8 protein-coding genes and 1 pseudogene are annotated in these 12,762 nt (G+C 67.3%); 3 read left to right on the forward strand and 6 right to left on the reverse strand.

What is annotated here, in order from left to right; translation table 11 throughout:
* Nucleotides 1–173: 173 nt before the first annotated feature.
* From VXC91_RS17625 to VXC91_RS17645, 5 genes and pseudogenes are all read right to left on the reverse strand, one after another.
* A pseudogene (locus VXC91_RS17625) lies at nt 174–260 on the reverse strand (IS5/IS1182 family transposase); the annotation flags it as partial.
* Between the two features lie 141 nt (nt 261–401).
* Nucleotides 402–3,323, reverse strand: a complete 2,922-nt coding sequence (locus tag VXC91_RS17630; protein WP_329508213.1) for a BTAD domain-containing putative transcriptional regulator — start codon at nt 3,321–3,323, stop codon at nt 402–404.
* Nucleotides 3,324–4,550: 1,227 nt separating this feature from the next.
* The gene (locus VXC91_RS17635; RefSeq protein WP_408057402.1) at nt 4,551–5,162 is read right to left on the reverse strand and encodes a CoA-transferase; all 612 of its coding nucleotides are present in this window, start codon (nt 5,160–5,162) and stop codon (nt 4,551–4,553) included.
* Between the two features lie 50 nt (nt 5,163–5,212).
* Entirely contained in the window at nt 5,213–5,908 is a 696-nt protein-coding gene (locus VXC91_RS17640) for a 3-oxoacid CoA-transferase subunit A (RefSeq protein ID WP_329508215.1), read from the reverse strand.
* Nucleotides 5,905–7,092, reverse strand: a complete 1,188-nt coding sequence (locus tag VXC91_RS17645; RefSeq protein WP_329508216.1) for a thiolase family protein — start codon at nt 7,090–7,092, stop codon at nt 5,905–5,907. The genes VXC91_RS17640 and VXC91_RS17645 overlap by 4 nt, the downstream gene beginning before the upstream one ends.
* A gap of 71 nt (nt 7,093–7,163) precedes the next feature.
* On the opposite strand from VXC91_RS17645, the gene VXC91_RS17650 reads away from it, so the two are divergent.
* The 3 genes from VXC91_RS17650 to VXC91_RS46995 all read left to right on the forward strand — a co-directional run bounded on the left by VXC91_RS17650 (nt 7,164) and on the right by VXC91_RS46995 (nt 11,480).
* On the forward strand, nt 7,164–8,045 hold the full coding sequence (locus tag VXC91_RS17650) for a LysR family transcriptional regulator (RefSeq protein ID WP_329508217.1): 882 nt from the start codon (nt 7,164–7,166) through the stop codon (nt 8,043–8,045).
* A gap of 715 nt (nt 8,046–8,760) precedes the next feature.
* Nucleotides 8,761–11,109, forward strand: coding sequence for an ATP-binding SpoIIE family protein phosphatase (locus VXC91_RS17655; RefSeq protein WP_329508218.1), 2,349 nt, complete (start codon nt 8,761–8,763; stop codon nt 11,107–11,109).
* Between the two features lie 230 nt (nt 11,110–11,339).
* The gene (locus VXC91_RS46995; RefSeq protein WP_408057403.1) at nt 11,340–11,480 is read left to right on the forward strand and encodes a helix-turn-helix domain-containing protein; all 141 of its coding nucleotides are present in this window, start codon (nt 11,340–11,342) and stop codon (nt 11,478–11,480) included.
* A 38-nt stretch (nt 11,481–11,518) separates the two neighbouring features.
* Here the strand turns inward: VXC91_RS46995 and VXC91_RS17665 are convergent, their stop codons facing one another.
* On the reverse strand, nt 11,519–12,757 hold the full coding sequence (locus tag VXC91_RS17665; RefSeq protein ID WP_329508219.1) for a ThuA domain-containing protein: 1,239 nt from the start codon (nt 12,755–12,757) through the stop codon (nt 11,519–11,521).
* Nucleotides 12,758–12,762 lie beyond the last annotated feature (5 nt).

Genomic DNA, 12,762 nt, shown 5'->3' on the forward strand with positions numbered 1-12,762 from the left:
GTTAACCGCCTGCGAAGAGGGTGTTAGCTTGGCGTTTGACCGCGATCCTGCATGACGGGTTGTCAGCTCGCTGACGGACCCTTCTGCTCGTTGGGAGCGGAGATTTGTTTGTGGGCAGGTTGATGGCCCACGCCAACGCGCCACGCTGCCGGCAACCCCGACCTGGGGACAGGTGGCATCTGGACGATCGATCCGTCGACGGCGTTCTGGTCCAGGACGAGACCGACGATACGATCGTAGGACTCCAGGGCGATGCGCTGTCCCGGAAGGGTTCGGTCAGCCGTGATGGCAGGGCAGGCACAGGCCTCCCGGTGATCACAGAGCGTCGCAACTCCATGATCAGCAGGCCCTGTGCCTGTTCTACTACCGGGGTATCGCATCGCGCCTATCTGCGCGAGCCCTTATCGGCGCAGTTGGGTGACAAGCCTGCGAACCTCGTCGGACGGCGCGACGCCGAGCTCCCTCATCCGTGCGACGTACCGCCGATAAAGCGCCAACGCTGCGTCATCGCTGCCGCTGGCATACTCGAGCTGGATCGCGAGCTGCCAGGCCTGCTCGCGGTAGGGGTCGTCGCGGAGCACGTGGTCGACCAGACCCTTCGCCTCACGAAGACGGTTCAATCGATAGGCCAACTTGGCTGCGTCGACTCTGGCCGACAGGAGGATCCCGGTCAGAGCCACGCGACGCTCCGCGACCCATTTGCCTGACATTGTTGCCAGAAAAGTGCCCCTCTCTGCACTTCTGAGGGCGTGCAAGAGCGTCTGAAGTCGAACCTCTCCGTCCTGCCTTCCGGCTTGCACGACAATGTCAACAGCTAGCTGGGCCGAGCCCATCGCCAGCTCCGGGCCGACCAAACTGAAGACATCCCCATCCTGCGACGGCCCAAGGTCTACGGGGAGCGCCTGGCGGAGCCGGAAGAGGGCCTGGCGCAGGTAGCTTCGGCTGGCAGCATCGTTGCGGCCGCCGAAGAGCGCGCCGAGAAGCTCATCGCGTGTGGCCCTCCGGTCAGGGTTTCCGAGCAGATAACTGAGCAGCTCCACACTCTTCGTCAGACGGGGCTGGACCACATTTCCGTCGACCGTGAGGGTCGGCTCTCCGAACTCCTCCAGGACGAGACGTGGCGCACTCACATTCACGCGCACGGGGTGCTGGCCCGAGAGCACGTCGAGGACCTCGTGACAGTGCGACATGCGACTGGACTTGGTGTCCGCGGCCCTGGACGCAACCGATGGCATGTCTGCCAACGCTGTCAGCAGCAAGTGCTGAGTCCCGTGGGCCGAGGCAGAGACGAAGGCCAGCTCTGCCGTGGCGTCGGACTCATCCTCGAGGCCGAGCCGCCATTGCGCCTCGGCCAGGTACACCGCAGCCGTCGGGAGCTCGAGCTGGCGGTCTCCTTTCTGCATACTCAGCAGGCATGCCGAGAGATGCTCCTGCGCCTCAGCATCTCTGCCTTGCAGCAGCATGGAAAGACCCGTCCAGAGCTGCCACCCCTCGCGCGTCAGGGCATAGTCCGAGACGCCGTTGGCAGCCGCAGCCGCCAGCACGCGGTCGGCACGTTGCCCATTGCCTTCGAGGCGCAGCCACAGCTTGGCTTCAGCGAGAAGGCTCATGTTCTGGAACACTTTCGAGCCTGTTGACGCAATGAGGTCCCGCCCCCGCTTGAGCAAGGACCAGGCTTCTTCTCCGCGGCCGAGGTCCAGCATGAGATCGACGGCGTCGACGGCATGCAACCAGACCGGCTGCGACGAACTGCGACGAGGCTCGTACATGGCCATCGCGGCGTCCAAGCGCCCTGTGGCGCGCAATGCAGCAACGACCCAGGGGCCCCCGAGGACCGTGCGCCACGGGTCGAACGAGCCTGGGTCGTCGAGTCCGTCGAGGCGACCGCGGACGAAGGCCAGGCGCATCAGCAGACCGTCGACCGGGCCGGAGGGCATTGTTGAGTATTCCGGGAAGGGTGGCGGCTCCTCGCCGGTTGCGCCCGCGATCAGCGTGTCGGCGATGCGCCGGTTGCGACCAGGTGGCAGCTGGTCGCCGACGGTTCGGGCCTCGGCGATCCGTCCGGAGTGCCAAAGGCACCAACAAGCCAGGACGCGGGCCTCCTCGGAGTCGGGAGCCCCGGGCTCTGGAAGCCAGTCGTAGCCGTGCCGATCGATGAACTCGACTCCGCGACCCCATTGCTCCAGCGCAAAGGCAACCCGCAAGACGACGGATCCGATCTCCGGAGTCGGGGTCCGGACCGATGCACCCAGTGCATCGAGCCAACGTGCTGCCGGGGCGAAGTCCATCCGCGCAACCAGGCTTGGGAGGGCGGCGGCGGCCAACCGCCCGGCCGCCTCGACGTCGCCGAGCCGAAGCAGCTCATCGACGGCTTCCTCGCGCGCGCCGTTGGCGATCAGGACTTCTGCGTGTCTGCGACGCACCTCGCCGACCGTCTTGGCGTCCTCCCGCTCGAGAGCCACCTGTAGGAAGTCGCGGAACATGGGGTGGGGCGTCATGCGCGAACCATCGGCGGACCACGTCACCGGAAGATATCGGCCCCGGAGGTCGGCCATGATGTGCGCTGCATTCTCCTGGCCCATTCCCCGGGCTCCGTCGACCGATATCTCGTGCAACGGACTCGTGTGAAGCAGGAACCTTCGTTCAGCCAGGGAAAGGGAGTTGAATATGTTGGCGGCGACGTAGGAGTGCAGCGAGTCGGGATCCATCTCACGAGACCGGGCGTGGCGCCACCCCTTGAACAAGACGCCGGTCACCCATCCCCCCGTCGCGGTTACTGCCTGCGCGGGATCCACGTCGAGGTCACCGACTGTCCGAAGTGCCGCGCTCGCCTCCTGGACGTCGAAGGCAAGGTCGGTCTCCACCAGCTCCCCGACCCGGTCGCGCTCGCTGGTCGAGCCCAAGTCGAGCTGGACGTCGACGCGCGAGATCAGTACGAGGTTCACGTCGGACGGCAGGTAGCGGGCGAAGGAGGACAGGACCGCGGTGCAGCTCTCGTCGGAAGCGATTCGCTCCACGTTGTCGCAGACCACAATGAGCCGACTGCCCTGCAGGCTTTCGGCAAGCAGTCCAGCTGCCTCACCGATCTGAAGGCTGCTGCTCAGAGCATCCGAGGCGACGTCCGCAGCACTGGAGACTATGTCCTCGACAGCCGCCTCGACATAGACGAGCAGACGCCCCGCCGCCTGTTCCGTCCCGTCGAGCGACACCCAGGCAACAGGCCTGTCGAGGTCGCGAACAGCCAGAACCACCGAGGTTGTCTTGCCGGCACCGGCGGTCGCAAAGACTTTCACCACCGTGTGGCGGTCGAGGAGCTCGTGCATGCGTCGGCTGACCCTCTGACGGTGGACTACCTCTTTTGCAGGCTCCGGGATTGCGAGTTTCCGTCTGATGATCGTGCGGTGGTGACGACCTGGTGTCTTCGGCCCGCTCGATCGACCGGGCTCGGATTCAACCATCGGAGCAACTTCGAGGATGTCCTGAGGAGCAGACTCCTCTCCCAGCATCCCAGGCCATGCATTCCGACATCGCCCAACCTCCGCGGATCTCAGTGCTCCTCGTGGACTCTACGTGAACCGCTCTCGGTTCGGTAGAGACGCGAACACGTGTAAGGACTCGAGTCATGGCACGACCTGCTTGAGCCTTCGCCGTGCGGTGCGCATGGTTGCCGAGGTCCTGGGCGACTACCGGAACGAGTCCGTCGCGTGGAAGGCGGTCGCCCAGAAGCTCGGCATCGGCTCGACCGAGACGCTGCGCTGGGGGCAGGGCACCTCCCGCGCCGGCAGGCGTGGGGGAAGGTCCGGCAGGGTCAGCTCGCCTCCGGACGCCGTCCGGAGGCGACGATGGAGGAGTCCGCACAGATCAGCTGACCCACGAGGTCCACCAGGCCAACTACCGTGTCTACGGGGCCCGGAAGATCTGGCGGGAGCTGAACCGCAGGGCCATGCCGTGGCCCGATGCACCGTCGAGCGGCTGATGCGCGGGCTGGGCATCGCCGGCGCGGTCCGCGGCAGGCAGGTCGCCGCCATCGTCGGCTGGGCCGCCTCAACGTCGAAGGAGACCCAACTGGTGCTCGACGCCTTGGAAATGGGGTTGTGGCAACGTGACCGCGACGGGCGCCCAGGCCCCTGTGCGAAGACGGTTTGTCCGAGATCGCGTAACTGGGTGCAGCCCCGCAACGGGCGGCGCCGATCGACTTCAGCACGGCCAGGGTACTCATGGGTTTTGCAGCGTCGGGTGATGCCCCCAGGGTGTCGTCGTCGATGGAGCATCAGCAGTGGATGTGGCTCACGCACGTGCGGGCAGGCTCGGTCCGGCCGATGGTGGCCGGCTGCACCGACAACAAGATCGACTCGGCCCGTCCGGACCCTCAGGGGCGAAAGGCCCCCTCTCCTGACCAGCGACGATGGCGAGGAGCTGACTCAGACCGGCGAACCTTCCCGGTCACAGCACTGGCGGGGCATCACTCCTACGTCGGCGGACTCGTGGCCGAGCCGTGCGGCTGACCACCCCGTGAGCGCGCAACGACCCTGCCTTTGCCGGGCACGGCGCTACGCAGGGAGGCCGAGTCGCTCGCACAGCTCCGCCGCACGGACGCCGTACGTCTCGCGGATCGCGACGCCGGCCGGGCCGAGAACGAAGACCCCGTAGTCGCTGTAGACCTGCCTCACACACCGGAGGCCGGTGAGCGGATAGGTGCACTCGGGCACCAGCTTGGGCGCGCCGGACTTGGTGAAGAGCGTCATCATCACGAAGACCTGCTTGGCGCCGATGGCCAGATCCATCGCCCCGCCGACGGCCGGGATGGCGCCCGGCTCTCCGGTGTGCCAGTTGGCCAGGCTGCCGTCGTACGCCACCTGGTAGGCGCCGAGCACGCACACGTCGAGATGGCCTCCGCGCATCATCGCGAAGCTGTCGGCGTGGTGGAAGTAGGAGCAGCCCGGCGTCTCGATCACCGGCACTTTGCCGGCGTTGGTGAGGTCGGGGTCGACCTCGGCGCCGTGGGCTGCGCGGCCCATGCCGAGCATGCCGTTCTCTGTGTGCAGGACGATGCCCGCGTCGGCGGGCAGGTGGTCGGCGATCTTGGTCGGCCGGCCGATTCCGAGGTTCACATACGCGTCGGCCGGGATGTCACGGGCGATGACGGCAGCGAGCTCATCCATCGACAGGGGGTGGTCGGCCGACATTGGCGCTTCTACCATCTGGGTGGTGCTCATCGTGCTCCCTTGACGGTGTAGTGGCGGCCCTCGACCTGGACAACCCGGTCGACATAGATGCTCGGCGTGACGATCGCCTCGGGGTCCAGGCTCCCGGTCGGGACGACCTCGCTGACCTGCACGATCGTCGTCGTGGCGGCGGTGGCCATGACCGGGCCGAAGTTGCGGGCCGTCTTGCGGTAGACCAGGTTGCCCAACCCGTCGCAACGATGGGCGCTGATGAGCGCGTAGTCTCCCTTGATCGGATACTCGAGCACGTAGGTACGTCCGTCGATCTCGCGGGTCTCCTTGCCTTCGGCCAGCGGCGTGCCGACCGCCGTCGGGGAGAAGAAGGCGCCGATGCCGGCGCCGGCCGCGCGCATCCTCTCGGCCAGGCTCCCCTGCGGAACGACCTCGAGTGCGATCCTGCCCGCGTGGTACAGCTCATCGAAGACGTAGGAGTCGACCTGCCGCGGGAACGAGCAGATCACCTTGCGGACCCGCCCCGCCTTGAGCAGTGCGGCCAGGCCGACCTCGCCATTGCCGGCGTTGTTGGAGACGATCGTGAGGTCCTGCGCGCCCTGCCGGATGAGCGCGTCGATGAGGTCGAACGGCATCCCCGCCAAGCCGAAGCCGCCGACCAGGACTGTCGAGCCGTCCTGGATCCCGGCAACGGCCTCGTCACACGACTCGAGCAGCCGGGCCCTGCTCACCCTCCAACCTCCGTGTTCTCCAGAACGACAGCGAGCCCCTGCCCGACACCGATGCAGATCGCTGCCACGCCATACCGCTCTTTGCGCTCGCGCAGCACCTTCGCCAGCGTGCCCAGGACCCGGCCACCCGAGGCACCCAGCGGGTGGCCGATCGCGATGGCACCGCCCTTGACGTTGACGATCTCCGGGTCGATCTTCCAGGCGTCGACGCAGGCGATGGACTGCACCGCGAACGCCTCGTTGAGTTCGACGGCGCCGACCTGATCCCAGCCGATGCCGGCGCGAGCAAGAGCTCGGTTGGCCGCCTCCACCGGGGCGTAGCCGAACATCTGTGGCTCCAGCGCCATCGCGCCACGGCCCGCGATCCGCGCGACCGGGTCCGACCCGATCACGTCGGCCGCGCGCTCCGAGCCGAGCAGGAGCGCCGAGGCACCGTCGTTGAGCGGCGAGGCGTTCCCGGCGGTGATGGAGCCGCCGTCGCGGAAGGCCGGTTTCAGCCCGGCCAGAACCTCCACCGTCGACGTCGGTCGGATGCCTTCGTCTCGGGCCAGGTCGGTGCCTGCGACGGGTGTCACCAGGCCGTCGTAGAAGCCCGCCTCCCACGCTTCGTACGCCAGCCGGTGCGAGCGGGCGGCGAACTCGTCCTGACGCTCGCGCGAGATCCCGAACCGCTCCGCGAGTTGCTCGTTGCACTCGCCCAGGCTCACCGTCCACTCCGTCGGCATTTTCGGGTTGACCAGCCGCCAGCCCAGCGTCGTCGACACCGCCGTGAGGTCGCCTGCCGGGAAGCCCTTGGCGGGCTTGGGCAGCACCCAGGGGGCCCTGGTCATCGACTCGGCACCGCCGACCAGCACCACTTCGGCATCGCCGGTCTCGATCGCGCGCGAGCCGATCATCGCCGCGTCCAGTGACGAGCCACAGAGCCGGTTCACGGTCGAACCCGGCACCGTGACGGGCAGGCCCGCCAGCAAAGCGGCCATCCGGCCCACGTTGCGGTTCTCCTCGCCCGCACCGTTCGCGTTGCCCAACACGACCTCGTCGATTGCGGCGGGCTCCAGCTTCGGTGCCTGGGCGAGCACCGCGGTGATGGCGGATGCTGCCAGGTCATCCGGCCGTACGGCGGCCAGGGCACCGTTGAAGCGGCCGAAGGGGGTCCGCGTCGCGGCGTATACGAAGGCGCTCATGGCACCGAAGTTAACGCGGCCTCCTGATATTGTGAAGTACAAATATCCCTGCCGATTAAGACGGTCTGCATATGGATCTCCGGCACCTCCGGTACTTCGTCGCTGTCGCCGAGGAGCGTCACTTCGGCCGCGCCGCGGAGCGGTTGCACATGGCCCAACCGCCGCTGTCCCAGCAGATCCGCCAGCTCGAGGCCGAGCTCGGCGTGGACTTGCTTCATCGCACCACCCGGCGTGTCGACCTCACCGCGGCCGGCCGCGCCTACCTCAAGCGCGCACGGGCGATCCTCGCCGAGGTCGATGACGCCGCCCGCCTGGCTCGCCGGGTCGCGGCCGGTGCCGTTGGGCATCTCACCATCGGCTGCGTCGGCTCGGCGACATACAGCCTGTTGCCGGCGCTCTCGCGCCGGCTGTCGCTGGAGCTACCGGGGGTCGACTTCTCCTTCCGCGGCGAGATGTTGGCTCCGGACCAGGTGGAGGCACTGCGCACCGGTGCCATTGACGTTGCCCTGTTGCGACCACCCGTCGCCGACCTCTCGCTCACTGTCCGAACGCTGCGCCGCGACCGGCTCGTGGTCGCCGTGCCGGCCGACCATCCGCTCGCAAAACGGTCCCGGCTCCGTGCCCACGATCTGGCCGATGCCGATCTGATCATGCACTCGGCCGACCGCCGATCGGTGATGTACAGCGTTGTACTGCGCTTGCTTCACGACGCCGGGGTCGAGCCGCATGTCCGCCACGAGGTCGGCGAGACGTCCACCCTGGTCACCCTGGTCGCCGGCGGCCTGGGCGTGGCAGTGGTGCCGGAGCCTGCGACCGCGCTGACGCTCGAAGGGGTGGTCTACCTGCCCCTGGCAGGTCCCACCGCCCGCGTCGAACTCGCCCTGGCCCATCGCGCGGATCGTTCCGAACCGCACCTGACTCGGACCGTCGAGGTCATCGAGACGATGGTCTAGACCAGTCGGGCGCGAGACCCAAGCAGCCGGGTCCTCGAGCGGACTGCCCCCACAGCGGTGCCGACCCAGATCGGGGCTCCGGATTCGCCGCCGCTGCTGACCTCCCCGACCGGCGGCAGGTGGCCCACAACCGGGAGGGCGCCCAGAGCGTCGCCACGAAGGCCGCAGTGGCGCGGGGCGGGGAGGAGAGGCGATCTCCGCCGCAGTCTTGTGCGTCATCCGGTCTCTGCACCGAGCCTCGCCGGTGTGCTGGTGAGATGCTGGGCATCAGGGGTTGACATGCTGAAGGTAGAGCTCAGGCAGAGAGATACACGATGCCCTGGTACCGGGGCTGCGCCGGAGAGGGCGACACACGTACCGGCCCGGGCGTCGCAACGTGTGACGGGATCCGAGCACTCTCGCCTGCTGTGTGCCTCGGTCACCGAATTGGACCAGCCGCGCGGAGCCTGGACGCCAGGATGGTCGAGGTGAGCTGCCACCGGGCGCTGGTGTCGCATACGAGGACAGCGACCCCACTGCGGCGCGAGGCACGGCGAGGCTGGAGCGTCGTCGCGCGATGTGGTCGCATGATCTCAAAAGGCGAGGTAAGCGCAGGTCGGTCGCGCACCCGCATAAGCGACAGCGGCATCACACGACGATCCGTTCGCGCGGACATCCTCAACATGGGCTGTGGTCTGCCGGCACGTCTATCCAGACACGCTGAGTGGAGGTCGCCGTGTTCCACGATGATCCACTAATGGTCTTGGACGACCTTGGCGTGGTGGTGCAGTGGGGCTGCCAAGCTCAGGAGCTGCTGGGTTACACAGCCGCCGACGTGATCGGGCAGCCGGCAGCGGTACTGGTCGCGGAAACCACAGCGCCCTCGCGCCCCGGCGCCCGGCCGGGCGCCGCCGCGGTGCTGCGCAACCGCGATGGCTGCGAAGTTGCGGTTGACCTGCGAGTACGGCCAATGCTACGGCCAGATCGCTCCATCGCCTGGGCCATGTACCGTGCGGCGGAAGAAGCCGCTGCCGATACCGGGGCAGCGGTGCTGGAGGCATTCTTCAAGCAGTGGCCGCAAGGGCTCTACCTACTGGATACCGACCTGCGACTGGTTCGCGTCAACACCGCAACTCGAAACTTGCCGGACATGCCCGCCGACGGCGGCCTTGGACGTCGATTCACCGACGTATTCGATCTTTCAGCGCCCGGCGAGACGGAGGCAGTGGTCCACGAAGTACTGGACAGTGGTGTGCCTGCGCTCGGTCGCCTCGTCCGCGGGCGGCCGAAGGGTTCCACAGGGCTGGGGCGCCTGTATTCCCTCTCGGTGCTCCGTCTGGAGGATGCTCAGGGCGCGGTCCTGGGAGCTGCGCTGGCGGCGATCGATGTCACCGTCAGCGAAGCGGAACATGCCCGCACGGAGGTTCTCAACACCGTGCACGAGCGCGTGGGACAGACCCTTGATGTTCTGGCGAACTGCGAGGAATTGGTGGACGCATTGGTGCCCGGCTTCGCTGACGCAGCCGTAGTCGACGTAGTGGACATGGTACTGCGGGGCGAAGAGCCTACTGCCGGTCCACTCGGCCGTGAGGTACCACTGCGACGAGCAGCCTACCGCGCGAGCGACCGATGGAGTCCGGCGTATCCCGTGGGCGACGTGCGTCGTCTGCCCTCGTCGACACCGTATGCGCAGGCCCTGACCGACTTTCGCCCCCGCCTCCTCACGCTTGGGCCCGACACCGCTTGGCTTACGGCGGACCCCTCCCGGGCCGAGGTGATCCGCCTCTCCGGCGCCCACTCACTCATTGTCGCACCCCTTGCTCTGCGAGGAACAGCACTCGGACTCCTCAACCTCTACCGGACGCAAGAGACCGGTCCCTACGACAAGCAAGACCTCGCGCTGGCCCTCTCGTTGGCGACCTATACCGCCTTGTGCATCGACAACGCCCGCCGTTACACACGCGAGCACACCATCGCCGTGACAACCCAGCGCCAACTCCTGCCTCAGTGCCCTGCCTCGCAGGCAACCGTCGAGACCGCCCATCTCCATCGGCCCGGCGACCGTGGCGGAGGAGGATGGTTCGACATCATGGAACTCTCCGGGGGGCGCACCGGCCTCGTCGTCGGCGAAGTCGCCGGACACGGCATCAACACTGTTGCCACCATGGGACAGCTACGCACGGCAATTCACTCGCTGGCTGCGCTCGGGTTGGATCCCGACGAGCTCCTCGCCCGCCTCAACGACACAGCGATGGCTCTGGCGGAGGAACGCGCTGCACTCCCGCTGGGCGATCCGCTGCGCCGGGAGAAGCTCGCCGCCAGCTGCGTGTACGCGGAGTACGATCCCCTTGCCCGCACCTGCACGGTCGCCCGTGCCGGACACCCGGCTCCTGTGATCAACTTCCCGAACGAAGCCACCGTAATCCCTGACATCCCAACCGGTCCGCTGCTGGGCAGTCTTGACGGCTCACCATTTACCGCCGTCACCCTGGAGCTCATCGACGGCAGCGTCATGGCCTTCTACACGCCGGCTTTCCTGAGCTGCCACCGGCCCAGTGCCCAAAACGCCCTGGCCCTCCTCCGGCAGATCCTGGAGCACCCTTGCCGCGACCTCCCTGACTTGTGCGACGAGGCTCTCTACGCGTGCCAGGCAGATGACAGCTCCAGTGCCGGCGACGCCATCCTCCTCCTGGCCCGCACGCACAGCTTTCCCGCCGACAAAGTCGCGACGTGGCCGCTCGGCTACGACACCGCCGCTGCGGGCACCGCCCGCGCTCATGTCCGCAGTCAGCTCACGGAATGGAAAATAGACGAGGCCACCAGTGACACCGCCCAATTGATCGTGAGCGAGCTCGTCACCAACGCGGTTCGCTACGGCAGCCCGCCCCTCGAACTGCGTCTGATAAGAGACCACATGCTTACCTGCGAGGTGCACGACAACAGCGCCACAGCCCCACGCGTATGTCACGCCCGCGCATTCGACGAAGGCGGGCGCGGCTTGTTCATCACGGCCCACCTCGCCCACAAGTGGGGCTATCGCTACACCTCCGACGGCAAAATCGTCTGGACCGAGCAGCGCCTCTAGCCGGTCCCATGACATGGCGGAACCACCTTCCTCGCCGTCACCGCCGCACGCTTTAGGGCGCCACCGATGCATCGCACGGCCACCCGCGACGGGGGCCGACTCGGCCTCTCGGTCAAGGAGCTTCGAGGTCCTGGCTGCCCTACTGCGGGCCGACCCGGCCTCCCGCAGCACGGAGGCGCCGCTGGAGAAGGTGTGGGACGGGAGCCGCCCCGTTCACCAACACCGTCGCAGTGACCATCGGCAGGCTCCGACGCAAGCTCGACAGCCCACCGGTGATCACCACGACGCCCACGATCGGCTACCGGATCGCCGATGTGACAAAGGCACCGGCATCCGAGGCCATGGAGCCTTCCGGCGTGCCGGAGAATTGAGAGCTGACGACGGAGCGGGCAGTGCGCCTGTCAGGCGGTCAGGAAGGCAGCGTCCAGCTCTGATTGGCCGCGCCGGTGCACGACCAGATCTGCAGCCGTGTGCCGTTGGCGGAACTGGGGCCGGTGGCGTCCAGACACTTCCCGGACTGCGGGTTCACCAGCGCGCCGGCCGTACCCGGCAGCCACTTCTGCGCCCCGGTGCCGTTGCAGTCGTACAGCTGCACCTTGGTGCCGTTTGCGGTGCCGCCCGAGGTGACGTCCATGCACTTGCCGAGTGCCCGCAGGCTGCCGTCACCGGCGACCGTCCATTTCTGCGCAGGCGTGCCGTTGCAGTCGTACAGCTGCACCGCCGTGCCGTTGGCGCTGTTGGCACCGGCGACGTCCACACACTTGCCGCCGTAACCGTGGATCGGCCCGGTGGGGGGCGGCGGAGTGATCGGGCCTGACTGTCCGCCCAGCCAGCGCAGGCCCTGGATGAGCAGCTGGTTCTGCTGCGCGCTGGCGAAGGTGGAGGACAGGGTGGTGTTGGTGGAGTAGTCCACGGCGTTGTGGCCGAAGTTGGCGTAGATCATCTTGTAGTTGCGGTTGGACCATACGATCGGGTAGTAGCCGCCGTACCAGGACTGGTTGGGGTCCGTGCCGACCGGAAACGTGGAGGGGTTCATCGATGCGAGGATGTCGATGGCCGGGTTCTGCCGCAGGTCGTACTGCCAGCTGTACCACTCGCTGACCGAGGAGGTGATGGTGGCCGGCAGGCCCGCCGTCGCCGGGTGAGCGGGGTCGTCGATCCTCAGCGTCTCGGAAGTCGGCCCCCAGGTGTTGGTCTGGAAGGTGCCCGTACCAAGCAAGGTGTTGTGGTACCAGGGCCAGTCGCCACTGTCGGTGTTGAAGGCCGAGACGTGGAAACCCAGGAAGCCGCCGCCGTTGTTCATATACGTCTGGAACGCGGACTGCTGCGCGGCGGTGTGGGGGTAGTTGTCGAGGAACATCACCACCTGGTAGTTGGCCAGGTTGGCGGTGTTCAGCTGATTCCAGTCGTTGGTCGAGGTGTACGAGAAGCCGTACTGCGCGGCGGCCTGCGGGAACCAGGAGTTGGCCTCGTGGACGAAGCTGATGTGCGCCGCGTCGTACGTCCCGTCGTAGAATGCGATCACCTTGAAGGCGGGCGCTGCCTGGGCGGTGTGTACCGAGCCGGCCTGCAGGCCGAGCAACACGGCGAACAGTGCGAACAGCCTTGTCAGGGTTCGGGCCCACCCGCGGGTGCAAGGTCTGAACATGTGGA

It is taken from the genome of Streptomyces chiangmaiensis (genome assembly GCF_036281785.1).
Taxonomy (GTDB): Bacteria; Actinomycetota; Actinomycetes; order Streptomycetales; family Streptomycetaceae; genus Streptomyces; species Streptomyces chiangmaiensis.

What these genes read in the sequence shown, in the direction of transcription:
- VXC91_RS17630 (WP_329508213.1), bottom strand. Translation starts at nt 3,323, where the DNA reads ATGCACGAGCTCCTCGACCGCCACACGGTGGTGAAAGTCTTTGCGACC.
- VXC91_RS17635 (WP_408057402.1), bottom strand. Translation starts at nt 5,162, where the DNA reads ATGGATGAGCTCGCTGCCGTCATCGCCCGTGACATCCCGGCCGACGCG.
- VXC91_RS17645 (WP_329508216.1), bottom strand. Translation starts at nt 7,092, where the DNA reads ATGAGCGCCTTCGTATACGCCGCGACGCGGACCCCCTTCGGCCGCTTC.
- VXC91_RS17650 (WP_329508217.1), top strand. Translation starts at nt 7,164, where the DNA reads ATGGATCTCCGGCACCTCCGGTACTTCGTCGCTGTCGCCGAGGAGCGT.
- VXC91_RS17665 (WP_329508219.1), bottom strand. Translation starts at nt 12,757, where the DNA reads ATGTTCAGACCTTGCACCCGCGGGTGGGCCCGAACCCTGACAAGGCTG.